23 protein-coding genes and 2 tRNA genes are annotated in these 26406 nt (G+C 36.5%); 4 read left to right on the top strand and 21 right to left on the bottom strand.

The window, feature by feature from the left end; translation table 11 throughout:
- Positions 1–14 precede the first annotated feature (14 nt).
- From atpH to GYM71_RS04305, 9 genes are all read right to left on the bottom strand, one after another.
- Positions 15–563 carry an ATP synthase F1 subunit delta gene (gene atpH / locus GYM71_RS04345; protein ID WP_220221051.1) on the bottom strand — a complete coding sequence of 183 codons (549 nt, stop codon included), beginning with the start codon at positions 561–563 and terminating at the stop codon, positions 15–17.
- Positions 563–1075 carry a F0F1 ATP synthase subunit B gene (gene atpF, locus GYM71_RS04340; RefSeq protein WP_220221050.1) on the bottom strand — a complete coding sequence of 171 codons (513 nt, stop codon included), beginning with the start codon at positions 1073–1075 and terminating at the stop codon, positions 563–565. Before atpF ends, atpH begins: the two co-directional genes overlap by 1 nt.
- Positions 1076–1120: 45 nt before the next feature.
- Positions 1121–1345 (bottom strand): F0F1 ATP synthase subunit C, encoded by a 225-nt coding sequence (atpE, locus tag GYM71_RS04335; protein ID WP_220221049.1) that lies wholly within the window; start codon positions 1343–1345, stop codon positions 1121–1123.
- A gap of 18 nt (positions 1346–1363) precedes the next feature.
- Complete coding sequence (atpB, locus tag GYM71_RS04330) at positions 1364–2077, bottom strand: F0F1 ATP synthase subunit A (protein WP_220221048.1); 714 nt, start codon at positions 2075–2077, stop codon at positions 1364–1366.
- A gap of 120 nt (positions 2078–2197) precedes the next feature.
- Positions 2198–2827: a uracil phosphoribosyltransferase gene (upp, locus tag GYM71_RS04325; protein WP_220221047.1), complete on the bottom strand. Its 630-nt coding sequence runs from the start codon at positions 2825–2827 to the stop codon at positions 2198–2200.
- A gap of 87 nt (positions 2828–2914) precedes the next feature.
- The gene (locus GYM71_RS04320) at positions 2915–3919 is read right to left on the bottom strand and encodes an L-threonylcarbamoyladenylate synthase (protein ID WP_103752226.1); all 1005 of its coding nucleotides are present in this window, start codon (positions 3917–3919) and stop codon (positions 2915–2917) included.
- Complete coding sequence (gene prmC, locus GYM71_RS04315; RefSeq protein ID WP_103752225.1) at positions 3919–4767, bottom strand: peptide chain release factor N(5)-glutamine methyltransferase; 849 nt, start codon at positions 4765–4767, stop codon at positions 3919–3921. The genes GYM71_RS04320 and prmC overlap by 1 nt, the downstream gene beginning before the upstream one ends.
- Entirely contained in the window at positions 4760–5848 is a 1089-nt protein-coding gene (gene prfA, locus GYM71_RS04310) for a peptide chain release factor 1 (protein ID WP_103752224.1), read from the bottom strand. Before prfA ends, prmC begins: the two co-directional genes overlap by 8 nt.
- A gap of 17 nt (positions 5849–5865) precedes the next feature.
- The gene (locus tag GYM71_RS04305; protein WP_103752223.1) at positions 5866–6465 is read right to left on the bottom strand and encodes a thymidine kinase; all 600 of its coding nucleotides are present in this window, start codon (positions 6463–6465) and stop codon (positions 5866–5868) included.
- 145 nt (positions 6466–6610) lie between these two features.
- Between GYM71_RS04305 and GYM71_RS04300 the strand changes: the two genes are divergently transcribed.
- Both GYM71_RS04300 and GYM71_RS04295 read left to right on the top strand, forming a co-directional pair.
- Positions 6611–7963 carry a Mur ligase family protein gene (locus tag GYM71_RS04300; protein ID WP_220221046.1) on the top strand — a complete coding sequence of 451 codons (1353 nt, stop codon included), beginning with the start codon at positions 6611–6613 and terminating at the stop codon, positions 7961–7963.
- 556 nt (positions 7964–8519) lie between these two features.
- The gene (locus tag GYM71_RS04295; protein WP_220221045.1) at positions 8520–10400 is read left to right on the top strand and encodes a beta-glucoside-specific PTS transporter subunit IIABC; all 1881 of its coding nucleotides are present in this window, start codon (positions 8520–8522) and stop codon (positions 10398–10400) included.
- Between the two features lie 371 nt (positions 10401–10771).
- On the opposite strand, the gene GYM71_RS04290 is transcribed toward GYM71_RS04295, so the two are convergent.
- Positions 10772–11464: a MucBP domain-containing protein gene (locus GYM71_RS04290; protein ID WP_220221044.1), complete on the bottom strand. Its 693-nt coding sequence runs from the start codon at positions 11462–11464 to the stop codon at positions 10772–10774.
- A gap of 679 nt (positions 11465–12143) precedes the next feature.
- Between GYM71_RS04290 and GYM71_RS04285 the strand changes: the two genes are divergently transcribed.
- Positions 12144–12455 carry a DUF2628 domain-containing protein gene (locus GYM71_RS04285; RefSeq protein ID WP_220221043.1) on the top strand — a complete coding sequence of 104 codons (312 nt, stop codon included), beginning with the start codon at positions 12144–12146 and terminating at the stop codon, positions 12453–12455.
- 397 nt (positions 12456–12852) lie between these two features.
- Here GYM71_RS04285 and GYM71_RS04280 read toward each other — a convergent pair.
- From GYM71_RS04280 to GYM71_RS04260, 5 genes are all read right to left on the bottom strand, one after another.
- Positions 12853–12924: transfer RNA gene (locus tag GYM71_RS04280), tRNA-Gln, on the bottom strand.
- 8 nt (positions 12925–12932) lie between these two features.
- Positions 12933–13004 (bottom strand) — tRNA-Glu (locus GYM71_RS04275).
- A 202-nt stretch (positions 13005–13206) separates the two neighbouring features.
- Positions 13207–14058, bottom strand: a complete 852-nt coding sequence (locus GYM71_RS04270) for a PRD domain-containing protein (RefSeq protein WP_220221042.1) — start codon at positions 14056–14058, stop codon at positions 13207–13209.
- Positions 14059–14079: 21 nt separating this feature from the next.
- Complete coding sequence (locus GYM71_RS04265; RefSeq protein WP_220221041.1) at positions 14080–15483, bottom strand: glycoside hydrolase family 1 protein; 1404 nt, start codon at positions 15481–15483, stop codon at positions 14080–14082.
- Positions 15484–15519: 36 nt separating this feature from the next.
- Positions 15520–17448: a beta-glucoside-specific PTS transporter subunit IIABC gene (locus GYM71_RS04260; RefSeq protein WP_220221040.1), complete on the bottom strand. Its 1929-nt coding sequence runs from the start codon at positions 17446–17448 to the stop codon at positions 15520–15522.
- Positions 17449–17809: 361 nt separating this feature from the next.
- Between GYM71_RS04260 and GYM71_RS04255 the strand changes: the two genes are divergently transcribed.
- Positions 17810–18820: a serine hydrolase domain-containing protein gene (locus GYM71_RS04255; protein ID WP_220221039.1), complete on the top strand. Its 1011-nt coding sequence runs from the start codon at positions 17810–17812 to the stop codon at positions 18818–18820.
- Between the two features lie 27 nt (positions 18821–18847).
- On the opposite strand, the gene GYM71_RS04250 is transcribed toward GYM71_RS04255, so the two are convergent.
- From GYM71_RS04250 to GYM71_RS04225, 6 genes are all read right to left on the bottom strand, one after another.
- Complete coding sequence (locus GYM71_RS04250; RefSeq protein ID WP_164715370.1) at positions 18848–19024, bottom strand: hypothetical protein; 177 nt, start codon at positions 19022–19024, stop codon at positions 18848–18850.
- A gap of 252 nt (positions 19025–19276) precedes the next feature.
- On the bottom strand, positions 19277–19597 hold the full coding sequence (locus GYM71_RS04245) for a PTS sugar transporter subunit IIB (protein ID WP_220221038.1): 321 nt from the start codon (positions 19595–19597) through the stop codon (positions 19277–19279).
- Between the two features lie 2 nt (positions 19598–19599).
- Positions 19600–21033 (bottom strand): glycoside hydrolase family 1 protein, encoded by a 1434-nt coding sequence (locus tag GYM71_RS04240; RefSeq protein ID WP_220221037.1) that lies wholly within the window; start codon positions 21031–21033, stop codon positions 19600–19602.
- Positions 21026–22309, bottom strand: coding sequence for a PTS sugar transporter subunit IIC (locus GYM71_RS04235; protein ID WP_220221036.1), 1284 nt, complete (start codon positions 22307–22309; stop codon positions 21026–21028). Before GYM71_RS04235 ends, GYM71_RS04240 begins: the two co-directional genes overlap by 8 nt.
- Before the next feature lie 185 nt (positions 22310–22494).
- Positions 22495–23961 (bottom strand): GH39 family glycosyl hydrolase, encoded by a 1467-nt coding sequence (locus GYM71_RS04230; RefSeq protein ID WP_220221035.1) that lies wholly within the window; start codon positions 23959–23961, stop codon positions 22495–22497.
- A gap of 569 nt (positions 23962–24530) precedes the next feature.
- Positions 24531–26384 (bottom strand): glucose PTS transporter subunit IIA, encoded by a 1854-nt coding sequence (locus tag GYM71_RS04225; RefSeq protein ID WP_220221034.1) that lies wholly within the window; start codon positions 26382–26384, stop codon positions 24531–24533.
- Positions 26385–26406 lie beyond the last annotated feature (22 nt).

Below are 26406 nucleotides of genomic sequence, written 5' to 3'. Positions count from 1 at the left end.
TGGTTTCACCTCTTTTAATTTTTACTAATTAACTGCGCACGAATTTTTTTCAGTTTGTTTTTAACTGAGCCATCAATAACGCAATCGCCAACTTTAAGAATTACGCCTCCGATTATACTCTTATCAACCTCGTTTTTTAGATTAACACTAGTTAAATCGTACTTTTTTGCGTAACTTTGTCCTAAAGCTTTTAATTGTGCATCATCAAGCTCAACAGCAGTAACTGCCGTACCAACCATAATTTTCTTGTTGTCATTATATAGCTCATTAAAGCAATCAATAATGTCAACTAATTGTAAAAAATGGTTATAATCTAACAGCAAATTCAAAAAAGTCTGAACTTCTTTAGTAAAGCCCTCTTCAATTATTGATAATGACTTTTTCTTTTCAGTGCTATTAAAAATTGGATCACTAAAAACACTTAAAATCTTTGGATTTGCAGAAACTGCTTGACGCAATTCCTGTAAGTCTGCATGAACTTCCTCTAAAGCGTTCATATCCTGCGCATAATCAAATAGTGCAGTACCATAACGTGCAGCAATTTCTTCTCTAGTCAAGGCCATTATTCATTCAGCCCCTTAATAAATTGATCGACTAAATCTTTTTGGTCATCTGCAGACAAGTTCTTTGCAATTACTTTTTCAGCAATTGTTACTGAAATATCTGCGACCTGTGCGCGGGCTTCATTTAAAGCGTCAGCTTTAGCTTGAACAGCATCGGCTTTAGCTTTCTCATGAATAGAAGCAGCATCATCATTTGCTTCAGCAACAATTTGACTGCTAGTTTTCTGAGCATTTGCCTTTGCATCAGAGAGAATTTGCGTTGCCTCTTGTCTTGAATTCTTCAAGGCAGCTTCACGTTCATTAGCCAAAACCTCAGCTTTTTTACGGTTGTCAGCAGCCGAATCCAAATCATTAATCACCTTTTGCCGTCTTTTTTCCATCATGTCGGAGACTGGTCCCCAAGCATAATGTTTTACTAAAACAAGCAAAATCGCAAAAACAATTAAATACCAAATGGTATTACCGAGATAAATATGACCTGCAGAGGCTGCAAATAAAGTTTGAAATGTCATTTACTGCCCTTCTCTCTTTTTAACCTAAATACTTAATAGTAAAAATTAAAGGAAGAGAATCAGGAAAGCAACAACAATCGCCAAAATAGGAACGGCTTCGATCAAACCAACACCGATAAACATTGTTGATCTCAAGTTGCCGGCACTTTCAGGTTGACGAGCCATGCTTTCGACCGTCTTTGTGATAACTTTACCATTACCCCAAGAAGCAGCTAAAGCAGCAATACCAGCTACAATCGCCGCAGAAATATATTTAAATGCTTGTGACATATTTAAACCTCCGAAAAATTATTCTTTTGTAACCTTTTTACCAATATATACCATTGATAAAGTTACGAAAACATATGCCTGGATAGAGCCAATGAAGACAGAGAAACCTTGCCATATCATAGCAAGTGGTGCTGCTAAGACTAATGTAGTAATACCAAAGCTAGGAGCTAAACTATTACCAATTAATGTTAATAAAACTTCACCTGCATAAATATTACCATATAGACGCAAAGATAGAGTTAAAAAGTTAGTTACTTCCTCAATCATATTAATCGGGAATAGGAAACTAACAGGTTCGGCGTAATTACGCCAATAACCAGAAGTACCGAATTTTTGCATTCCAAATGTAAATGATAGAAGCAAGGTCATCATTGCAAACGACATTGTCGTTACTGGATCAGCCGTTGGGGACTTAACGAAAACGCTATCGCCAGCCTTGACTTCCAAGAAAAGACCTAATTGGTTCATGCAAAAGATAAATAGAAATAAAACAAAAGCATACAAAGAAAGGTGCTTACGTGCATCAGAATCACTGACATTGTCTTTAACAATTCCATCAGTAAAATCAAGTAGGTACTCAATCACATTTTGCTTTTTGTTAGGCTTCATTTCAACTTTTTGCGAAAGCCAGATGCAGACAAATAGAACTACAGCTGCCATTAAAGTTGAACCAATCATCCCTGAAAGATCAAAGTTTAAACCCAAAAACTTAAAAACAAATGGTCTCTCCATTACTTCGTGACCTCCCTTCTCGTGCTCAAAATTATAGAACACTCATACAATATTAACACCAATCAAGAATTTTGTGAAAATTTGTAAGCGAATTCCACCGATTTATTTGCTTAAAGACGCTTATTTTGTACCAAATAAACGATCACCAGCATCACCTAAACCTGGTGTGATGTAACCGTTTGGCAGTAGTTTTTCGTCTTCAGCAGCCGCATAGATGTCAACGTCAGGATTTTCTTCTTGAATTGCTTTAACACCTTCAGGAGCAGCAACTAAAACTGCTAGCTTAATTGTTTTAACGCCACGCTTTTTCAAAGCACCAATGGCCATGTTAGCAGAACCACCAGTTGCCAGCATTGGGTCAACAACTAGGCATTCACGTTCAGCAATATCCTTTGGCATTTTGCAAAAGTACTCATGTGGCTTTAATGTTTCTTCGTCACGGTACATTCCAATTACGCCAACTTTGGCTGACGGAATCATTTCCATCACACCATTGAGCATCCCGATTCCTGCACGTAAGATTGGGACAATAGTCATCTTTTTGCCAGCAATCTCTTTTTGCGTGGTTTTGCCAATAGGTGTTTCAATTTCAACATCTTTTAACGGTAAATCGCGAGTAATTTCATAAGTCATTAGTCCCCCAATTTCACCAACAATTTGTCGAAATTCGTTGGAACTTGTTTCCTTACGGCGAATAATTGTTAACTTATGTTGAATTAACGGATGATCTAAAACCGTAAATTTGCCCATCTTTTTTTCCTCCTACAAAATAAATAATACTTCTCGCTTATTTTAATCAAAAAAGCAAAGGGTTTAAAGTCCTTTGCTGTCGTTTTTTTATTTTGTCATATAGTGATGCCCCGCAGCGGCTTTGTCTAACCGATTCATGTAAGCAAGCGAAGACTCACTTCCGCTAAATCCCTGGACAAAAATTTGTTTAATTTGTGGTTTATCATCAAAATAACGCAAGCCACCAAACAAATTATGATCAGCTTCTTGTAAGGAATTACCTAAATTAAACTTGTTTTCTTCTGGTAATTTAATCTTTGCGAGTATATCTTCTACTGCCATAACCCCAATCGTATCATTGAAATCAATTTGCAAAAAATCCTCAGAGTGATCAACCACAATGACGGGAGCACTTGGTGCATAATGCCGATACTTCATTCCAGGAGCTTTGGGTACACCCTTTTCAGCTACCTTACCTGAATTAATCAGTACTTTTTCACCTAAAACTTGGCTTAATTCTTCAGGAGTTATTTCACCAGGACGTAAAACAACTGGTGTTTTAACAGATAAATCAATAATTGTTGACTCAAGACCGACCTTTGTTGGTCCGCCATCAATAATTCCAGCAATTTTGCCATTTAAATCATGGTAAACATGTTGGGCAGTCGTTGGACTCGGCTTGGTCGAAGTATTTGCCGACGGACCCACAATTGGCTCTCCCAGTTTAGCAATAAGTTCATGGGTCAATTTATCATCAGGACAACGAAACGCAACTGTTTCCAAACCGCCAGTCACAGCGGACGGTAAACTGCCCGGTTTGACAAAAAGCAAAATAGTCAATGGACCCGGCCAAAAATGTTTAATCAGTTTCTGGGCTCTTTCTGGAATTTCCCTAGCATATTTAGCCATCATTTTTTCATCAGAAACTGTGACAATTAATGGATTATCGCTAGGGCGACCTTTGGCAGCATAAACATTCTTCACAGCTGTTTCATTAGTTGCCAAAGCGCCTAAGCCATAAACCGTTTCGGTCGGAAAAGCTACCAGTTCCCCAGCAGCTAAAAGTTCAACTGCATCATTGATTTTTTCTTGATCAAAAATCTTTGTTTCCATCACTTATTCCACTTTCCACTTACCATACGGGGCTTATTAGCCAAATCATTTTTAAATTCAATCGTAAAGTCAGGCAATTCTTTAGCAAACAATTCTTCAAGCTGCTTTTTTTCACTAAAGCCAAACTCTAAGAAGAATCTTCCACCAGGATTTAAATGCTGCCGAACTTGCTTGACAAATTTTTGATAAAAAACAATTCCGTCTTTACCACCAAACAGCGCTTCTTTTGGCTCATTTTGCAGGACATTTTGATCCATGACATCTTTTTCTGTTTCCTTAATATAAGGAGGATTAGAAACAATCACATCAAATTTTTCTAATCCAATTAAAATATTAGCCTTTCTTACGGTTACATCGATGTCATGAAGTAAAAAGTTTTCCTCACTAATTCTAAGGGCAGCATCAGTAACATCTGAAGCATAAAAATTCAGGTTACTAATCCCCTTTTCTTCCGCTTGTTTAGCCAAAGCAACCGTAATACAGCCTGAACCAGTGCCCAAATCAAGAATTGTTTGCTCATTTGCTAAATGCGCCAAAGCCCAACTTACTAGTTCTTCAGTTTCAAAGCGCGGAATTAGCACTCCCCGCTGAACCATTATTTTATAGCCGTAAAACCAAGAGTAACCCAAGATATATTGCGGTGATATACCTTTGGCCAGTTTAGTAATATCTTTTTTTGCTTGGGCTATCTGCTCAGTAGTTAATTGCAAATCCTGTTTTAATTGAAATTCACTGGGGCTCAATCCTAGCCGCTCGGCCAATAGAAAAGCAATATCTTCTGGGCGCTCATCAGGCGCTGTTTCAGAAGACCAGATTCGTAAATCACTTAAAGTGACAATCTTAGACATTTTGCTCAGCCAGCTCCTCTAACTGCTTAGTTTGATTATATAAAATCAGTGCATCAATAATTTCATCAAGTTCACCGTTCATAATTCGGTCTAATTTATTTAAGGTTAGACCAATGCGATGATCTGTCACCCGATTTTGCGGATAGTTATATGTCCTAATTCTTTCGGAACGATCACCTGTCCCAACAGCGCTTTTTCTTTTGGCATCATATTGATCCCTGTTTTGACTTTCGTAATAGTCATAGACACGAGAAGTTAGAATTTGCATTGCCTTTTCCCGGTTTTGCTGCTGGCTACGCTGATCTTGCATCGCAACTACGATTCCAGTTGGCAAGTGCGTCATCCGAACAGCACTGGACGTCTTGTTAATGTGCTGACCACCGGCACCACTTGAACGGTAAACGTCAACGCGAATATCCTTTGGATCAAGTTCGAAATCAACTTGTTCATATTCGGGCATTACGGCCACAGTGGCAGTTGACGTATGAACACGACCTTGGGACTCAGTAACTGGAATTCTTTGTACCCGATGAGCACCATTTTCGTATTTAAGCTTAGAGTAAACCTTATCACCAGTAATCATAACTGCGACGCGCTTATAACCGCCCACTTCAGTCGCTTCACTATCAACAATTGAAACTTGCCAGTTTTGCCGCTCAGCATACTTTTCATACATTCTAAGTAAGTCACCGGCGAATAAAGAAGCTTCATCTCCACCAGCAGCGCCCCGAATTTCCATAATGATATCTTTATCATCGTTAGGATCTTTGGGCAGCATCAAAATTTTAATCTGGTCTTCCAAATCCGAGATTTCTTTTTCTAAGTCGCTGTTTTCCTCTTTAGCCATTTCAACTAAGTCAGAATCACTTTCATTGGAGATAATTTCCTTATTTTCAGCAATTTCTTTTTTATCTGCTTTATATTTACGATACTTTTCGACTACTTCGCGCAAGTCAGATTCTTCTTTAGATATCTCCATGTAGCGCTTAGTATCATTGATAACTTCTGGATCGGCCATCATTTCCTGCAACTCATCATAGTGAGCCACAAGCCCTTCAAGCTGTGCCATAATCTTATCCATGTTTTCTCAATCCCTCTCTATCTTTGCTTATCTGGGTGAAAATAATGAAAACGACAAACCGGGTAATAGCTTTCATCTCCACCAATTTGGACCTGCTCACCTTCATAAACAGGCTTGCCATTATGAATCCGTAGATTCATTGTAGCCTTACGGCCACAATAGTGGCAAATTGTTTTAATCTCATTAATTTTATCAGCTACAATCAATAAGTTCTTAGTGCCTTCAAACAAATTATTCTGAAAGTCATTTTTTAACCCAAAAGTCATCACCGGAATGCCTAATTCATCAACAATTTTGGCGCATTCAAAAACATGATGCCGCTCTAAGAACTGCGCTTCATCAATGAAAACACAGGCAATCGGGCCATCACCACGTTTTTCTTCTTGGACATTAATCTTTTTAATATAAGCAAAAACATCCATTTCACGTTCAATTGGAACTGCCTCGCGGTGCAGTCCGATTCGCGAAGCAATTACTCCAACCCCACTACGATTATCAATTCCGCTTGTCATCAGCACAATTTTGCGCCCCTGGGCTTCATAATTATGTGCATCCTTGAGAATTTCAAGTGTTTTGCCACTACTCATTGTCCCGTAGTGAAAAAATAATTGTGCCATTTTTGCTCCTTTGTCTAATTAAATTCACCTAACTCATCTAGTATAGATGAAAAATAAATTCTATGCATTTAAATCGTTGTCAAAAACTCGTTTTCATTTGCTCCCTATGCTATAGTTGATAATGATTTTAAAGCGAGGGATAAACATGAACGTAAAATCTGGAATTGCAAAATTTGCCGGAAAATCAAGCTACTGGTTTCTGCACAATGTTTTAAAAGGCGGGACCAGCTTTCCAGGTAAGCTGGCTATGAATCTTGATCCAGAAATTTTGAACACGTTAGCTAAGGATTACGAAACAGTAATTGTAACGGGAACAAACGGTAAAACCATGACCACAGCTCTCATTGTTGAAGCACTGCGGGAAAAATATGGTGATGTCCTTACCAACCCATCCGGCTCTAATATGCAGCAAGGAATTGTTACCGCCTTTTTAGCTCATAAAAATAAAAAAGCACGCCGGAAAATCGCAGTTCTTGAGGTTGATGAAGCTAACGTTAAAATGGTTACACAACTGGTTCATCCAAGTGTATTTGTTTTGACCAATATTTTTCGTGACCAAATGGATCGTTACGGTGAAATTTATACTACTTACGAAAAAATTATTGCTGGAATCAAGCTTGCGCCCCAAGCAACTATTATCGCTAATGGTGATGCAAGTATCTTCTCATCCGTTGACTTACCAAATCCGAAGATTTTTTATGGCTTCAAGCTTGCCAGTGACCAAGCAAAAAACGATGTAAAAGCGCCGGTCAACACTGATGGTGTTCTTTGCCCGAAATGTGATCATATTTTACATTACCACGAACGGATTTACGCTAATTTAGGTGATTTTTTCTGCCCCAACTGCGACTATCATCGTCCAGAACTAACTTATTCCGTTAACAAGATCGTTGCACAAAGCCCAAATCATTTAGAATTTAAAATGGGCTCTAAAAATTATAGCATCAATGTTGGTGGAACCTATAATATTTACAATGCGTTGACCGCCTATTCGGTTGCCAGACATTTTGGCTTGAGTGATGATGAAGTAGCTAATGCTTTTGCTAAAAACAAACGCGTCTTTGGCCGCCAAGAACTGATTGATTACGCCGGAAAAAAGATTAACTTAATTTTGGTAAAAAATCCGGTCGGACTTGATGAAGTATTACACATGCTAAATACTGAAAAAGATGATTACTCACTTGTTACTCTTCTTAACGCCAACCATGCTGACGGAATCGATACCTCTTGGATATGGGATGGTCAGTTTGAGGATCTTAATCATGAGCAAATTAAAAAGATTTTAGTTGGGGGCGAGCGCTGGCACGATATGGGCTTTCGTCTTAATGTTGCCGGTTTTGACCCAAGTATCATGACTACCTGCCCTGACAATGAGTCTGTCATCAATGAAATCGCTAAATTGCCAACAGAAAAAGTTTATATTTTATCAACTTATACCGCACTGCTTTCTTTGCGTAAAACAATGGCTGAACAAAAAATCATTAAAGCTGGCATGTAACTTGTACCTAATAAGAAATGCGAGCTTAATTAGCAATTTTAAAGCACCAAGACTGTTAATCCTTGGTGCTTTTTTAATTCTGCTGCACTAAAAGACTAATTTTAGTAATATCAATTGAGGAAATTTTTTATTGCAGTAATCATTTTTAGCTTTTATAAATAAATTTTACAGTTTTATATCAATAATTACCCTTAAACGAGGCCATTCCTGAAGTATTGTTTGGCTCTTGCTAATTTTTTTGTTCCGATATTTATCAAGAATCTTTTGGATAGCGCTTGCATAAATAGACCTAATCTGTTATTCTTATAATCGTTAATGATAGCGCATGTTACTGGTAATGCAGGCAAGACTACACTAATAGCTAACTTGTTGTTTTTTCAATTTAGTTATTTATGTTGCTCTACCTGCATTTTTTATGTAGTAATCCAAAAATTAATTAGAAAAGTGCCAAATGTTAGCAGTCGACTCCAAACTTTTAGAGCACGTCCTGACCATTTATCTCGACACAAGTAAACCAGTAATATTTAATTAGTTATATTTTTAGAAGGAGAATTTCATGAGAAGTAATAAAGAAGTTACGGACATGATAATTAAGAATGTTGGCTGTGCCGCTAATATTATTAGTTTTTATCATTGCGCAACTCGTATCCGTTTTACCCTCAAAGATAAAAGTAAATTTAATGCTGAATTTTTAAAACAGCAACCGGAAATATTGGGTGCTGTTCAAGCCGGAGATGAATCCCAAGTAATTATTGGCGCCAAGGTCGGTGAATACTTTAACCAAATTGAAAAAGATTACGATATTGCAGCAAATAATACTGAAAGTCCCACTCCTAATGACGACCACGTTGGTATAATTCGCAAATTCATCAATATTATCGTTGCAATTATGGCACCGATTATTACGCCATTAATTGCTGGTGGGATGTTCAAAGTCGTTATTTCACTTTTAACAACTTTCAATCTCATATCCGTTAAATCGCAAAATTACGCAATCCTGAGCTTTATGACCGATGCGGTCTTTTACTTCTTACCGATGATGTTGGCCGTAAGCGCTGCTGAACACTTTAAGACTAATAAGTTTCTTGCAATTGCAACTGCCGGTGTCCTCCTTCATCCTAATTGGGCAGCAATGGTTTTAGCTGGTAAGCCAGTCGCACTATTTGGCGTTCCGATCACACTAGCATCATATAGCAGTACTGTCATTCCCATTATTCTTTGTGTCTGGATTCAATCCTACGTTGAAAAATTTGCCGAAAAAGTTTCGCCAAACGTCATTAAAACGATGCTGAAGCCACTACTTATCTTTATTATCATGGCTCCGTTGGCCCTACTATTGATTGGACCAATCGGTTCATGGCTTGGTGACCTGCTCGCCCTTTTAATTAATTCACTTAATAAAGTTGCACCATGGCTAGTTCCAACGATCATGGGCGCTTGTTCGCCATTATTAGTTATGGTCGGCATGCACGTTGCTTTAACTCCAATTGCATCACTCGGTTTTGCTAGCCCAGCTAGAAGCGAAAACATTCTTGGCCCCGGAATGTTAGCTTCAAATATAGCCCAATCTGGTTGTGCATTTGCCATTTCTTTAAAAGAAAAAAGACCACAAAATCGCCAGATTGCGGTTTCTGCAGGTGTAACTGCCCTATCTGGAATTACTGAACCTGCACTTTATGGTGTTACGCTGAAATATCAACGTGCCCTTTACGCTGTAATGGCAGCTGGTGGTATTGCTGGTTTTTATGCTGGGATTACGCAAGTTGTTCGTTATTCTTTTGGTTCGCCTGGTATCTTTACAATCGTTAACTTTATCGGAAAACCCGGCAACTTTATGAATGCAATTATTACCGCTATCATTGCATTTATCCTTGGTTTCGTTTTCACTTTTTTAATTGTTAAAACTGACCAACCAGAAAAGCAAATTGCAAAAACATTAGATGGCGATAAAGATGCCAATCATACTGCTACAACAGAAATTGTTTATGCGCCGGTAGACGGCCAGGTTATTCCCCTGGATCAAGTTAATGATGAGGTTTTTGCGTCAAAATCGCTTGGATCAGGTATCGGAATTAATCCTGCAACTGATTTAATTACATCACCCATTACTGGTAAAATAACCATGACATACAAAACTGGCCACGCTATCGGTCTTACTTCACCTTCAGGCACTGAATATTTAATTCATATTGGTATCGATACAGTTAACATGAAAGGTAACGGCTTTGAGGTCATGATTTCTAAAGGACAGGATGTTCAAAAAGGTGATCCACTAGTTCAGGTAGATTTTGCCAAAATCAAAGCAGCGGGTTATGATCCAACTGTTCTTTTAATATCATTAAATACAGCTGACGATGCTTTAACATTTACCACCAAACAAAAAGTAACTATTGATGATCCGGTATTTTCATTGGCTGACATGAGAAAAAGCAATTAACTTTTCTATTGATTTTCTTTTGGGGGATGCATTCGGCTAACACAAGAAAAATGGCTAAAAATATGGTTTTATCCCCGTTATCAAAAATGATGATAGAACTACTACTTTGACACTGTCGCTCAAAATCATTTAATTGATCCAAAAATATTATTGCTAATAACGTAATTAAGAAATTAAAATTAAAAACCAGTTAGTCTGCACAATCAAACAGATTAACTGGTTTTGCTAACTCAAAAAAGAGCCGTTAGTTAAATTGATAAAAAAAGCTAGTTCTGCATTCATAACAGAACTAGCCCAATAGGAAAAATTTGGTCTTTACATAAATTTTATATTATTTCAACTATAAGTCAAGTCTTATTAAGCACAAATAATTAATTTTGCTTTTTCTGAATACCAACCATTCCTAAGAAAGAAATTAATAGTGCAGTAGCACCAGACAAAATCATACCTAATGAAGCATTTTTAGCAGAACCAGTTTGTGGTAACTGACCTTTACCATTAGGGTCTGCTACATTAGTCTTTCCTTGCTCAGTCTTGCTTGAAGCAACTTGAGCTTGTTTATCTATTTTACCAGTATTATTTTGTTTATTATCACCTGGCTTTTCGGCATTTTGACTATCGCCAGCTGGTGCTTCGGGTTGGTTATTATCCGCACCAGTTTGTTCACCATTATTAACTACAGGAGTCTGCTCATTATTTACCGCAACATTACCCTTAGAGTAAATATAAGTTACTTCTTCTGTTGGTTGGTCTTGGAAGTAGCCTTCTGTTGGACCTTGCCAGTCCTTTAATGTATAGCCATCAATAGCTTTCCGCATTGTACCGTAGCCAACACCTGTCCGACCATCAATTACTTGGTCTTCCGCAAGTTTATTACCATTTTCATCTTGGTAGTGAGCAATCACAGTTGACCTACCCAAGGTTGTAGCGGCAGTGGTAGTTGTATCAGTATCAGCCTTAACTACATTAGACGTGTTAGCATAGCCGAATGTTAATGCTGCAAATGAAATACCAGTGACTAATAACGCCTTAATCTTTTTATTTGCAATTTGTGTTCTTTTCATAATTTCATCTCCAAGTTTTTACTTCAAATTATTACATCTCTTCAACAAACCTTTTCTTCTTTGCTTACCATGAAATATCAAAAATCATTACTAACCAGAAAAAGAAAAATGAACTTTTTAAGGAAATGCTTAACCTTAATCTGTTGTTGATATTATAGCACTTTTTGCTTGTAATCTATATGAAATTCGGAAATTTCTGATTAAGATAATAATAAAAAACTATGAATTTATTATTATCTATATTGGAGGAATAAAAACCAAGCTAAATAAATTAGCATACCCATATAAATATTATTTTTATTAAATTTTTTACAAATTAAATTATGAACATACAACTTTGCGCTTTTATTTTACTATGAATTTTAATTCAATGACGTAAATCTTGCATTATTTTAGAAATAACTTTATTGACATTTATTTAAAAAAATCTAGAATACAATGTGGACAAAAAGTTAAAGATAGTCATTAATATACAATTTACTAACCAAGAAAATTACTCATTTATTTTATGTCTTAAACTATCAAACAAATAATACAAGTTAAATTTCTTTAAAGACTTTAATTTACTGTTTTTAATTAGACAGTCAAAATATTAAAAAACAAACTTTTATAATGTGTCCATCACACCAGTGACAATAAACCTAAGGTGAAATATGATTTAAAAAAAGGGGAGAATTTTGTGAAAATAAATCTTAGAAATGATGATACTGGAGTTATAAAACAAGTTAAAATTGGACCTAGTTGGACTGCTTTATTTTTTGGCTTTTTTGTTCCACTTTTCAGAGCTGATTGGAAATTTTTTATTATATTTTTTATATTTTTCGTAATCGGCTGCATGACTTTCGGAATAGTTGGATTAATTATTGATATCATAGGCTGTGTAAAATATAATGATTGGTACATTTCTGATCTACTTTCACAACATTATCGACCAGCCGATGATGTTGCTGCAGAAGCTTTAAAGCAACGTGGTTTATATTTTAAAAACTAGACTATGTTTATTTATACACTCATACATAATAAAAGACTAACTTCGGATATTTTGAAGATGTTAGTCTTTTGTTTTCTAATTACTTATCCTATTGTTTACAATAGATTTTAAGGATTACCGCTTATGCTTTATTTATCCGATAATTACAACAAATATTCCAATATTTTAGAAATTGTTTTCTTTACGCTTCTTATTATTGTTTTAAGATTAGATATAATTTTTTTATTTCTTAATCCTAGAATTTATTTGCCATAGTGTTAACTCAGAAAATCTTATTTTAAAGTAACTATATAAGTTAAAATATACTTTCTTTAACCTTAATAGAATAATCTAAGAAAATAAAAATGCCTTAGTATCAACGTTTTAAGCTAGTTGAAACTAAGACAAATCACAATTATTGGGATATCCGGGCTCGAACCGAAACATGCAGGAACCAGAAACCTGTGCCTTACCATTTGGCTATATCCCAGTGTTAAATCACCCGTACGAGAATTGAACTCGTAACTCCACCTTGAGAGGGTGGCGTCTTAACCATTTGACCAACGGGCAAAATCAACATTAATTATTATGCTTGAAGGCGAGGCTAATGTCAAGAGATTTTCTCGTATAAAGTATGATTTTTAATTTTAATATGTCATTTCTTAAAATTCTCCCCATTCCCTGACCAATCTCAAAATGCGCAATAAAATAAGCAGCTTATTTTGGAGTGAAACAATAAAACTAATCGCCTTAATGACCCGCCAAAATTAAACTACTGTTCGTTTATCTCTTCAGCAACAATTTTGTGCAAATGAATTAACAAATAAATTTTTTCTTGCTTGGTAATTTGCAGATGATAATTTTGCGCAATAAAACTAGCAATATGATTAATAATTTCAACTTCTAACGGCATTTTATTAGCAAGGTCTTGGTACAAATTTTCTCGATCTTCGTCAGGAAATAATTTATGATCATAAACTCGCTCGGCAAAATAATTAAGATGAGTCAAAAAGCGTGTGTAAGTAATTGTGTCAGTGTCAATCGGTCTACCAATTGACCTTTTAACTATTTTTTCTAAATTGGACACTAGTTGAGCAACGTTATTATTTTTATTGGACTTTGAAATAGTTATTTCGGCATCAATAAAATGCAGCCCAATAACTGTCGCCTCGCTTTTAGGTAATTCAATTTTTAGTCTCTTTTTGATTAAGCTTAAAGCAAACTTGCCAATTTCATACTCTTCTGGATGGTGTACCATTACATCTGGATAATCAAAATTTGGCCCACTTTTACCTGCTTTTACCCGCTTAACGACAAACGATAGATGATCTGCTAGTGACAAATAGAGGTAATCACGCACTTTGATCTGATATTGACTGGCGGCAAAATCAATGATTTCCTTAACTAAAGTCAAATACTGATCAGGAATATTATTTGCCAACTGAACAAATTCTTTTAACTTCTTATTATCAGTAAGAACAAAAACTTTTTGAATTTCCTTTTTTTGAATAGGACAACCGATGGCCTTATGATAACCTATTCCTTTTCCCATTAAGATACATTCATTACCTGACCGGTCGAGCGCCAAAATAAGTGAATTATTCAGGACTTTCAATACTTGCATTAACCTTGCGCCTTATCTTTTTTAGTCTGTTAAACCATTATTCTTGATAACATTTTGGTACCAATAAAAACTGTCTTTAGGAATGCGCTGCATGTCTTTTAAGTTATCATCAGTCCGATTGACATAAATAAAGCCATAACGCTTCTTAAATCCTTGATGTGAGCTTAATAAATCCATCACTGACCACGGACAATACCCAACTAGCTCTACGCCATCTTGAATAGCATCGTAACAAGCAGCAATATGATCTCGTAAATATGCGATCCGATATTGATCATGAATTTTGCCATCAGCACTTAAATGATCGCCTGTACCCAAACCATTTTCAGTAATAATTAGTGGCAATCGAAACTGATGATAATATTCGTTTAAAACCATTCTCAGCCCTAATGGATCAATTTGTGCGCCATATTCAGTTGATTTAAGATTAGGATTCTGCTCAGTTTTAAAATAGCCCACTAAATCAAAGTCAACATCATGTTTGCGACTGCCTAAGGGATGCTTTTCGTCAGCTGGAAAATAGCGTGTAGCTAATGTACGATAATAATTTACTGCAATAAAATCTGGCTTGGCTTCTTCCAAAAGTGCCAGATCCCCAGCTTCAAAGTCCGGTAAAATGTCTAGTTTACTTAAGTATTCTAAATAATATCCAGGATAGCGGCCAAAGCAGTACATTTCCAAAGCATAATTAGTTTTGAAATTATCATTCATTTTGGCAGCCCATACATCCTTGGGCTTGCTGGAAATCGGATATGTCATGGTAGCCGAAACAGCTGGACCTACTTGGCTATTTGGGATGATTGCATGACAATCATTAACCGCATATGCATTTGCTAAAAACATATGATAATCCATTTGCGCCCTAATCCGTTCCCTATCTTTAACCGGAACATGATCCATGTTCATGCGCTCGTCAACCCTAATCATTAAATTCTGCTCGTTGATTACCTGCCAATTTTTTACTCGGTCCCCAAAAGCATTGAAGCAAATCTGGGCATACCGTCTAAATGCGGCAACACACGCCCTATCTTGCCAGCCATTATACTTTAAAACTAACGCATAGGGCAAATCAAAGTGGTATAGCGTAACAAAAGGTGTAATACCATTTTCTAGTAAACAATCGATCACTTGATTATAAAAGTTAATTCCTTCTGGGTTCACTTCGCCATCACCATCAGGAATGATTCTTGACCAGGAAATAGAAAAACGATAAACATTTAATCCTAATTCCTTCATTAATTTAATGTCTTCACGATAGTGATGGTAAAAATCACTAGCAATTTTAGTATCTGCTTGTTCTGTTGAGTGTTTAAAAGAGTTAAAGTCGGCAATCGATTCACCTTTACCCGCTTCATTCCAGGCACCTTCAATTTGAAAGGCAGAAGATGATGCGCCCCATAAAAAATCCTTCGCAAATTTTTTCATTCGTTTCTCCTTTTTAAAATTAAAACCTGTAGCATGTTAATCATTAGTTAAGAGATAGAGCAAAGGACTATCTTCTTTTAAGTAATCCTTTTTCGTTGCTCCTATTGCAGCGTATTTTTTGGAATTAGTAATGATGATTGATGTTGTTAAATCATATCCTTCGCGTTCCATTGCTTTTTGATCGAAAGTAATAATTACTTGGCCTTTCTCGACATGGTCACCCACTTCAGCATGCTTATTAAAATACTTACCTTGCAGCTTAACCGTATCAATTCCAATATGAATTAACATTTCAACACCATTATCTAGCATCAACCCTAATGCATGCATTGTCGGATATAAAACACTAATAGTTGCGGCCGCGGGGGCAACTATTTCTCCTTTATCAGGGTACACCGCAATCCCTTTCCCCATAACGCCGGAAGCAAATACTTCGTCAGCTACTTGGGCAAGCGGAATTGCTTTTCCTTGGACCGGTGAAGTAATCTTTAAATCGCAATCTTGTAAAACGAGCTGTTGATCAATAGTTGTTAACTTCTCTTGTTTCGTTGCTGTGGCCTCCTCATGATTATTTATTGCCTGTTTACCTGTGTTTCCAGGATCTTTTTCCGGTAAATCATTAAAGCCAAAAATAACGGTCATTAAACATGCTCCACCAAACGCAATTAAACAACCTAAAACGTAACAAATGAAAGCTTTAGTCCCAGCTGCGGCATAGACAGGAATGGTTAAAATTCCTTGGTTGGCAAAAGCATTGCCGTATGAGCCACCCCAGCCCATTAGAGCGCCGCCTAGCGCGCCGCTAATAACAGCATAAACCATTGGCTTTTTCAAACGTAAATTAGCCCCATAAATAGCTGGTTCCGTGATGCCAAACAAAGCCGTGACTGTGGCTGAAGCTGCTACAGTTTTCAGATTTTTATTTTTAGTTTTTAAAAACACGCCCAGTGCTGCTCCAGCTTGCGAAAAATTAGCTGCTCCTGCAAAGGCTAAAAGATTCTGGCGACCAGTTTTGGCAACATCGTTAATCCCAATCGGGATAATAGCTCGGTGTGCGCCAAAAATGACCAAGATGCACCAAATACCACCAATAAATGCACCAAGTAAGATTGGACTCAAATTCATAATGCAATGGTATGCCCAATTAATGAAGTCACCAAAGTAAATCCCAATCGGACCAAAAAGCATTAAAGTTGCCGGTACCATGATTACAAGTGACAACGTTGGGACCATAATCACTTTTAAAACATCCGGCATAATTTTTTTAATAAATTTTTCGACATATGATAAGACAAAAACGGCGATAATTATGGGAACAACAGACGAAACATAATTGGCCTTGGTAATGCCAATGCCAAAAAGAGTCACATTGGTTTTACCAGTCATTAAAGCTACAATCGTTGGATAGCAAAGTGTAGCACCTAAAGTCATCGCAATATAATCGTTTGTCTTAAATACTTTAGCAGCTGAACGAGCCAAAATAATTGGCATAAAGTAGAAAAGTGCATCTGAAGCAGCGTTTAAGATAATATAGGTATTAAAATTTTTGATATCGGTATGATATACATTTAAACCAATTAAAGCTGCAACTGCTAGAATACCTTTAAGCATCCCTGAAGCCGCAATGGCTGGCACTGTCGGGGTGAAAATCGCGGTGACCACGTTGAGAATTTTGGTGCCCCAACCAACTTTTGGCGAAGATTGATCGTCATTGACATGTTCAGCTAATAAAGGCATTAATTGGTCATAAACTTGTTCGACTTTATTACCCAAAACAACTTGAAGCTGTCCTCCTGCCTCGACAACCTGGATTACCCCTTCAATCTGACTAAGCGCATCTTTATTCGCTTTTTTCTGGTCCTTTAACACAAATCTCAGCCGAGTAAAACAGTGCGTTAGTCCAGACACATTATTTTTGCCACCAACTTCACTTAGGATTTGTTCAGCAACCTGATGCTCATTCATATTAACCCTTCTTTTTTCTAATAAAAAAGATCAAACGTACGTAAAATAACACCATCAATGATGGTTATCTTTCGTACATTTGATCTCGCCTGCTCTACCAGTAACGCGTCAAAATCACGTGTTTCTTTTATTAAAGCTAATATAGCATCATCAATAAGCAGCTGCAAGCGCTTTTATCAAAAACACCATAAAACAATTTTTTTAACATATATAAGTTAAGGTTAATCTTACTAACAAATTAGCAACTTAAGACAAATATAAGTCTTAACCTTTTTGCCTAGATTTAATAACTTTAAACCATAAAATAGCCTTGTAATTGTATATAATAGAATGAGAAACATTTTACCGAAGGACAAATTTTATGATTGATTATTCAACCACTCAAAGCTTAATTGAATCGATGGTCACGGAGCGAATTGTTCCTGGCGTCAACTATGCTTTTATTAAAAACAAGCAAGTATTTACCTCAACCATTGGTTTTGCTAGTACATATCCCAAAGTGACCCAACTTAGTCCCTTTGCCCAATACGATTTAGCCAGCCTCACAAAAGTTTTGATTACTGAAAACATCTTATTAAAACTATATCAAAATGGAAAACTTAATTTTACCGAGCCATTGACTGATTTTATTCCCGAATTTAAGGATCCAAGAGTTAGGCTCTTTCACCTCTTAACACATACTAGCGGCATTCGCGGTTGGATTGATCACCGCGATCAGCTAAATCATGACGAGCTGCTCAATGCAATCATTCATCTTCCAGTGACAAACGAATTTGAACATAAGATGCGCTATGCGGATACCAATTTTATTTTGTTAGGCTTGGTCGTTAAAAAAATCTACGGTCGCCCAGTCCAAGATGTGGGGATGTCAGAAATTATTGCGCCAATGGATTTGCCAGATACGACTTTTTCCCCTGTTAAAAATAACTGTGTGCCAACCGTCTGGCTCAATGATCAATTGCTTCAAGGCGTACCTCATGATCCCAAAGCCCGCCAGTTAGGCAGTGATTGCGGTTCTGCGGGACTTTTTTCATCAATGCTTGACTTAATCAAAATTTGTCAGGGCTACTTGGGAATCGAGCGAGACGTCTTACCGCTTAATCAAGAAGTTATTGCCCAGCTCTTTGATAATAAAAATCCTGCAGGACTTCAGCCCCGTTCTTGGGGCTGGGACCTTCGTTTTGATCCTGAATTGCACTATCCTTTGATTTTGCACACTGGCTTTACAGGCGTCTTGCTTTTGCTTGATCGCGTGCGCAAATCCGGGTTGATTTTATTGACTAATAGAATTCATCCCACCGGTCATAATCAAATTTTTCTGACTATGCGAGAAAAAATCATCCAAAGTTTTTTAAAAGAAAATGACCAATAAAAAAAGACAGTCTTCTGACTGTCTTTTTTAGCATTTGCGTTGCTTTGGCCAAAAATGATAAACAAGATCAACAACAGCTTGAGCAAACATGCCTCCAGCCATCCAGTACATTGCCATCATCATCTGGTTAGTAAATGTAAAGTAAGCGGTAATGCCGTAAACTATTACCCAAACAATCTTAAAAAACAAATTATCACACATCATTGGTAAAAAAGCTCCCTTCGTTTCTCTGCCAATTATACCGTTTTTTAAGCCAAAAATGGGGCTTTTTCAAGTTATTTAATTGCAAAAATAAGCTTTTTTAAAATCCAATGTGAAATTTTGTTATTATTCCAAAATGTTTACAATCGTAAGCATTAACAAACTTTTTTGTAAAAGCAATCGGCTACATTTGTCGATTTTAATCAATTTTATCGTTATGTAATTTAATTACCGCCAATACTGAATAAAAAATCGTTATTTACCCATCAATTGGTATGCTTGAGCAAGAACTTTGGCACCATCCATTAAGCCATACGCTTGCATGTCAATCACGGCTAAACCAATATTTTTCCCTTCTACTTTTTGCTTGAATTCATTTTCCATATAACGAACTTGCGGTCCGAGCAAAATGCAATTAATATTGCCCTGCGCAATTTTGTCATCTGCTTCAGCTGCTGGAACAGCAAAGATTTCAACATCTTTACCTTGTTCTTCTGCAGCTTTTTTCATTTTGGTTACTAATAAACTTGTACTCATTCCTGCGGAACAGCACAGCATAATGGTTTTTTCAGCCATTTTTAAATCTCCTCTTTATCTTCATCAATGTTTAACTTCACAACATTTTGGGCATTAGTTGCAATTACCTTTTGGTAAAAATAATAACTATCTTTCGGGTAACGTACCAAATCTTTTTCGGCATAATTATCGCGGTTAACGAAAACTAAGCCATAGCGCTTGTCCATACCATCATTCACACTTAATAAATCTAAAAATGACCACGGATTAAAGGAAATGACGTTGACGCCATCTTTAATTGCTTCACGCAATTCATAAATATGACCATTTAAATATTTAATTCGCTTGGTATCGTGAACCTTGCCCTCTTCTAATTCTTCCCGTTCCGGCCAACCACATTCAGTAATAATAATTGGAATATTAGGATAACGGTCGTTAACTTTTTGCAAAGCAAAACGTAATCCAACTGGATCATACGAAAAGTCCCATTCAGAATTCATCAGGCGATCATCCCTAACTTTTTCAACATTTGAAATGACCCCATCAAGCATTTTAGGACTTTGTTCTTGGCTCAATTTAAAGACTGAAGTTGAATACCAATTCAAGCCTAAAAAGTTAGCCTTACCATTTTGTAAAATCTGCTCGTCGCCATCCTGCACGTCAAGCTCAATATTACTATCCAGCAAATAGCGTTTGTAATATGACGGCAATTCGCCTCGTAGTGCGACATCCATATCAATAAAAGAAATCATATCTTCCATTGATTTACTTTTTAATGCGTTGGCAGACGTATGATCATAAGGAAAATTAGTCATATAAGAAACAGCAGGGCCAATTTTACTTTCAGGATATAATTTATGACATAACGCATAAACTTTAGCCTGAGCCAAAAACATGTAATAATTGGAATTTTCCCCTTTTTGCCGAAGCTGATGCTTATCTGAATCCGTTATACCATTCATCGCTGGCACATTAGCAATCAGAGACTGCTCATTAATCGTCAGCCAGTATTTAACACGGTCCCCAAATAATTCTAGAACTGTTTTAGCATAACGATAATAATCAGAAATTGCCTGTCTATTGGACCAGCCACCATACTCCTTAATTATGCCAACCGGACAATCAAAATGAAATAAGGTAACTATTGGTTCAATCTTATTCTCAACCAAAAGGTTAATTAACTTATTGTAAAAAGCAATCCCCTTTTGATTAGGCTCTTGATCATTGCCATTAGGAAAAATTCGGGCCCACGAAATGGAAAACCGGTAGCTCTTAAGACCGAGTTTTGCCATTAGTGCCACATCTTCTTCAATGTGATGATAATGATCCACACCGACTGAAGTATCCAAATACTTGCTTTTTTGTGAACGAAGATCGGCAACTGTTAGTCCCTTGCCATCCTCATTAGCAGCTCCTTCTACTTGAAAAGCAGATGTGCTGGCACCCCACAAAAAATCTTGCGGAAAATCTTCTTTTAGATGAAACTGATTAGTCATTCTTGCTATTTTCCTCCTCTAAAGCCTGCTTGTCGGCTACTCTAAAGAATGGGAGGTAAATGACAAACATTAAGGCAAAATTGATTAGCCAAACGACAGCACCTTGCCAACCCATAATCATTGCGTCCGCAATTAACTTAGGCATTGTCCAAGGCATTCCCATTCCAAGGCTAGGATTATAGTTGGTAATAAAGCCAATTTTAACAGCTAATAATGCCACTCCACTAGAAACAAAGCTTGATAAAATAAATGGAATAAACATTAATGGGTTTAAAACAATTGGCATCCCAAAAATAATTGGTTCGTTAATATTAAAGATGTTTGGTAAAGCTGAAACTTTGAAGAACTCTTTATAACGCTTGGATTTACCAAAGATTAGGGCAATTAACACTAAACTCAAAGTAGCACCAGCCGCATCATTATTTGAAAAGGCAAACACAACTAAGTTACTCAAAAATGGAATTGTTTTTCCTGCTTGATAGGCAGGAGTGCTGCTGACCATCATTGAGATCACAATCGGAATAATGACGGATTGAATAGCTGCTGGGTGAATACCAAAAGTAAACAGTACATTTGATAAAACCATAATTAAAATTAGGGTAATTGGTGAACCACCCACGTTCATCAATGGCGTCGTAATTAATTTATTGATAAAGTCAAAAACATTGCCAAATTGTGAGTAGTCAAAGATTGCTCTAACAACAAATACAACGGTAAAAATAATGATACCAACAATCAGCGGCTCAATCGATGAGCTAACCATGCTTGGAACTGAGTCAGGTAATTTAATTATTAACTTTTTATTTCTACTCAATTTAACGTAGAATACACCAATTAAAATTGACAATAGAATTGCAACAATAATTCCTTCACTACCTAAGTAGTTAATTTGGAAGGCGTTAACTGGCTTTTTCCCAGGAATAGATTGCGGCATTAAAATAAAGAAACTTGCCAAACTGAATAATCCAGCAACTACCCCATTAGCTTTACATTTTTGTGCATAATTATACGCAATTGTAAATGCAATGAAAACAGCCAAGATATTCATTGTTCCGTTAACAATCGCCGTCATTGAAGGCGTGATGCCAACTTGATTGAACCAATCCGCTACTGGTTTAATTGGAAAACTAGCGAAGATTGAAAACACAGAGGCTCCAATCGTCACTGGCAGAGTCATCACCATCCCAGAAGAGATACTCTGCAGAACCTTATTCTGGCCCAGTTTATTTGAAAATGGAACGAGATATTTCTCTAACCACTTTTGAAAATTTTTCATTTTCTATACTCCTTAAATCGCTTAATCGCTTTCATTTCTTACCAAGTATATTAGCAATTTAGTAATATAACCATAGCCAAAAGCCAGAGAAACTATGGCGGTTTCACAGATTCTTTTTTTATTAATAATTAAATGCACCAAAAAAGCCAGACTAGGTAAATTTCGTCTGACCTTCTCTTTTACTCTTAATTAAAATAATTATTAACAGTGACAAATGCACATGAATGTGGCGGCATTTCCAGTTCCAGTCGTCCATCTGAAATAGTCAGCTGTTCATTTTGCAATAGCGCTGCTTGCTTAAGCTGTTCTACTTCATCCTGCTTAAGATATTCCGGACTTCCCATCTTAACCCATTCTTTAATTGGATTGGCATTATCATCATCAATTCTCTGCACTAAACAAGTGTCCGAATGGCTAGAAGCAAGATCAATTGCTACTTTTTCAGTTTGAATCTTCCCGCTTGGAACATTGTGGTTATAGACTACGAGTTGCAAGTCGTTAGCCTTTCTAGTAGCCAATACTTCTGCTGTTTTTTCCTGATTGGCAGTAATTTTAACCCGGCTTGTTCCTAATTGGTGAAAGATTTCAAAAATGCGATAGACAGGTTTTTCGATTCCATCAACAGTTTGAAGACCGAAGCCACCGTGAAATTCTCCCGGCTTTTGCGATTGCTCTTCAAAAATATCACTAAAAGTCCAAAATGAATAACCATCAACTAAACCATCATTATCTGCTAAGGTTTTGGCGACCATTGCAGCCGCATAAGGCTCATCGTGAATATGATCACCCAGCATGGCTGAAACATTCCATTCAGTATAATACAGCGGATATTTTCCCGCCTGCTTCTTAGTCCTACTCGTCATTTCTTTTAAAATGCCCCGGTGATAGTCTGTCTTTTTACCGCCAGTCTTCTTAAAGAATTCCTCAATATCCATTCCGCTTTGCCATAGTGGATCATCTGTTGGATAATGATGCGTTGAAATGAAGTCAAGAGGCACATTATTTTGTTCACAAAAAGCAATCATTTCTGGTACCCAAGAATTATATGAAGTTGCTGGGCCACCGAATTGTAGTTTTTCATCAATTTGCTTAGCTGTTTTAACTGTTATTTCATAAAGGTGAAAATAATCCTTTTGAGTGCCGGCAAAGAATAGAGGCAGATTTGGTTCGTTCCAAACTTCAAAAAACCAAGATTCAACTTCTTCCCTACCATAGCGGGCAATGATGTGAGTAATAAACTTCTCAATTAATTCTTCCCACGCTTGATCAGATTTAGGCATAGTATTATTGCCGCCATAGGCAAAAATTTTATTTTCGCCGGAAGCCAGACATGTTGGCATAAAACCTAATTCGAGAAATGGCTTCATACCAATGCGCAACAAAAAGTCGATAATATTATCAATATTACCAAAATTATAGGTAATGCCTTGGGATTGACCATTAAAGTCAAAATTTTCAATGCAAACACTCATCTCATCATCAAACAGACCATGAAAACGGACATATTTGAACCCTAATTCTTGATGAGCCTTGGTTAATTGTTGCCGGTAATCTTCACGCAGAGCTGTATAAGCGTGACAACTACCTACACAAACTTCCCAATAATGCGGAAATGGAGTTTGAATACTTTTCTCTATTTTAAAGTTCAGCATACTTTTGCCCTTTCTAATTTTGTCAAAATAATTGAATTACGTGCGATTAGTAGCCTTTGCCAAGTAAAATTCACTTTGCTGTTTTCGTTCCAAAGATTGAATTACTTAGTAAAAAAGATGCAAGTTATCTTTATCGCACCGATTAATACGCTTACATCAATAATTTAAGTATATGAGTTAAATTTTTTCTCTGCTATAGCGAAAAACCAGAAAAAGTATGTCGATTTCACAGGTTTTCTGACCAACATTTTTCCGTTATTTTTGCAAGCAATTCTAACAGTAAACAAATGAGTCCGAGAAGAAACTAATTTTTTTAACAAAAAAAAGCAAGTAAAGCCCCAGAAATGATGTTTTACTTGCTTTTTCTTCTTACCTCACCAAATTGACTATTAAGTCAGAATCCTTATCACTCTTTACAAATTCAAGGTTATAAGCTTCTTTTTTAGATTATTTTCGACTTTTGCATGCTTCCTTAACCGTATTTTCGCATGCTAAAAAGCGTTGAACCATCAAGTTCAACGCTTTTTGTTAATCAAAGAGAATAGTTTTTTCTCCAGACTCTTTTTATTCTATATTAATTCTGCTGACATAACACTGCTGCCAAAGGAAATATTTCCCTTGGTATATTCAAAATCTATTTTTTTGATTTTATCTTTTGAATTAGTAATTACAAAAATAACGGTTGGATCCTTTCCGTCTTTTTCTATTTGTTTAATGTCCATTAATGCAATTTTTTGACCAGCTGCAACATGATCACCTTTATGGACAAATAATTGAAAAGGTTCCCCTTTTAATTCAACCGTATCAATTCCCAAGTGTAGAAGAACTTCCACCCCTTCACTTGTTGTAATACCAATTCCATGTTTTGTTACTGCAAGCATAGTAACTTTTCCTGAAACTGGAGAATAAATTTCATCAGAAGTAGGCTTAATAGCAAAGCCCTCACCCATTGTTTTCTTAGAAAAAACTGGATCATTAACATCTTCAAGTGACACGATCATACCTGAAGTAGGTGAAACAATTTCAACGCGACTCTTACTTGCAGATTTTGCTTTATTTTCTTTGTCAACTTTACCACCTAAAATTAATGCTACTAGTGCGCTTACCAAAAAAGAAGCTACTAAACAAACAATCATCAATAAGACATTTGCGAATCCTTGACCAGCTTTTACATAAACCGGTAAAGAAGTAATACCAGGCATAACAAAAGCATAACATTTGGCCCCTAATAGGACTGTTAACATGCCTCCAAAACCTGAACCACACATTGCTGCTATCATTGATGTCTTATGGACAACATTCACTGTGTATAAGGCCGGTTCTGAAATACCAATAAACGCAGAAAAACTAGTAGACAGTCCAGCTGCCCTTAACTCCTTGTCCTTCATTCTTAAAGAAGTTCCTAATGCTGCTCCAGACTCAGCCATATTATGCACGAAAGAAACAGGTAATAAGTAATCATAGCCTAGAGTTGCAATATTTTGTATCTGAATTGGTGAAGTTGATTGGTGCATGCCTGTTAAAACGATCAGTGGCATAAAAAAACCTAATAGGAATCCAGCCAATAACCCAGCTTTATTAAACAGCCATACTATACCCTTTGCTAAATATAGACCACCATAAGCACCTAATGGTGCTAAAATCCACATTGCAAGCGGAACAGCTATAATTAAAGTGATAGCAGGAACAACAACTAGCTTTAAGACATCAGGAATGAAGCGATCAATAAAATGATATATTACGGCCATAAGCCCGACACCTAAAATTACTGGAAAAACCGATGTAGCATAATTAAAAACTGGAATTTTTAACCCAAATAGTGTTAATCCGGAGTTTCCGCTAGCTATCTTAGCTACAAATGTTGGATAAAGTAGTGCCCCCGCCATACAAATACCTAAAAATTCATTTAGTTTGAACTTCCTTGATGAAGAAATTGCCAGTAGAAAAGGTAAAAAGTAAAAAGGAACATCAGCAATTAAGTTAAATAATGCCATTGTGGTATTTTTTTCAAGGCTTGGAGAGATAGCTAAAACAATTGCTAAAATTCCTTTTAACATACCACCGGCCACTAATGCGGGCAGAATAGGTTGAAAGACGCCAGAAATAACATCCAAAATCAACTTTCCACTAATTTTATGCGAAGTTTCTTTTTTAGAATCGTTATCCTCATTTTTACTAACACCTAAAATTTGCTCTATTGCTGAGAATAGTGTATCCACGCCGGGACCGATAACAACTTGATATTGATTATTTTTAATTGTTGTTCCCAAAACTCCAGGTAATTTTTCAATTTCAGATAGTTGTGCTTTCTCATCATTATTGATTGTAAATCTTAATCTGGTAACACAATGCCAATAATTATTAATATTTTCTGGCCCACCAAGAAAATCAATAATTTTTTCTGCTAGCTCCCTTTTTTCCATATTAGTACCTCCATTGCTCTTT

Origin of the sequence: Lactobacillus panisapium, from assembly GCF_019469265.1 — a bacterium.
Lineage (GTDB): Bacteria > Bacillota > Bacilli > Lactobacillales > Lactobacillaceae > Lactobacillus > Lactobacillus panisapium.
This window is presented reverse-complemented; position numbering and strand designations above follow the sequence as displayed.

Coding starts and splice junctions, on each gene's coding strand:
- atpH (WP_220221051.1), bottom strand. CDS start 563: ATGGCCTTGACTAGAGAAGAAATTGCTGCACGTTATGGTACTGCACTA.
- atpF (WP_220221050.1), bottom strand. CDS start 1,075: ATGACATTTCAAACTTTATTTGCAGCCTCTGCAGGTCATATTTATCTC.
- atpE (WP_220221049.1), bottom strand. CDS start 1,345: ATGTCACAAGCATTTAAATATATTTCTGCGGCGATTGTAGCTGGTATT.
- atpB (WP_220221048.1), bottom strand. CDS start 2,077: ATGGAGAGACCATTTGTTTTTAAGTTTTTGGGTTTAAACTTTGATCTT.
- upp (WP_220221047.1), bottom strand. CDS start 2,827: ATGGGCAAATTTACGGTTTTAGATCATCCGTTAATTCAACATAAGTTA.
- GYM71_RS04320 (WP_103752226.1), bottom strand. CDS start 3,919: ATGGAAACAAAGATTTTTGATCAAGAAAAAATCAATGATGCAGTTGAA.
- prmC (WP_103752225.1), bottom strand. CDS start 4,767: ATGTCTAAGATTGTCACTTTAAGTGATTTACGAATCTGGTCTTCTGAA.
- prfA (WP_103752224.1), bottom strand. CDS start 5,848: ATGGATAAGATTATGGCACAGCTTGAAGGGCTTGTGGCTCACTATGAT.
- GYM71_RS04305 (WP_103752223.1), bottom strand. CDS start 6,465: ATGGCACAATTATTTTTTCACTACGGGACAATGAGTAGTGGCAAAACA.
- GYM71_RS04300 (WP_220221046.1), top strand. CDS start 6,611: ATGAACGTAAAATCTGGAATTGCAAAATTTGCCGGAAAATCAAGCTAC.
- GYM71_RS04295 (WP_220221045.1), top strand. CDS start 8,520: ATGAGAAGTAATAAAGAAGTTACGGACATGATAATTAAGAATGTTGGC.
- GYM71_RS04290 (WP_220221044.1), bottom strand. CDS start 11,464: ATGAAAAGAACACAAATTGCAAATAAAAAGATTAAGGCGTTATTAGTC.
- GYM71_RS04270 (WP_220221042.1), bottom strand. CDS start 14,058: ATGCAAGTATTGAAAGTCCTGAATAATTCACTTATTTTGGCGCTCGAC.
- GYM71_RS04265 (WP_220221041.1), bottom strand. CDS start 15,483: ATGAAAAAATTTGCGAAGGATTTTTTATGGGGCGCATCATCTTCTGCC.
- GYM71_RS04260 (WP_220221040.1), bottom strand. CDS start 17,448: ATGAATGAGCATCAGGTTGCTGAACAAATCCTAAGTGAAGTTGGTGGC.
- GYM71_RS04255 (WP_220221039.1), top strand. CDS start 17,810: ATGATTGATTATTCAACCACTCAAAGCTTAATTGAATCGATGGTCACG.
- GYM71_RS04250 (WP_164715370.1), bottom strand. CDS start 19,024: ATGATGTGTGATAATTTGTTTTTTAAGATTGTTTGGGTAATAGTTTAC.
- GYM71_RS04245 (WP_220221038.1), bottom strand. CDS start 19,597: ATGGCTGAAAAAACCATTATGCTGTGCTGTTCCGCAGGAATGAGTACA.
- GYM71_RS04240 (WP_220221037.1), bottom strand. CDS start 21,033: ATGACTAATCAGTTTCATCTAAAAGAAGATTTTCCGCAAGATTTTTTG.
- GYM71_RS04235 (WP_220221036.1), bottom strand. CDS start 22,309: ATGAAAAATTTTCAAAAGTGGTTAGAGAAATATCTCGTTCCATTTTCA.
- GYM71_RS04230 (WP_220221035.1), bottom strand. CDS start 23,961: ATGCTGAACTTTAAAATAGAGAAAAGTATTCAAACTCCATTTCCGCAT.
- GYM71_RS04225 (WP_220221034.1), bottom strand. CDS start 26,384: ATGGAAAAAAGGGAGCTAGCAGAAAAAATTATTGATTTTCTTGGTGGG.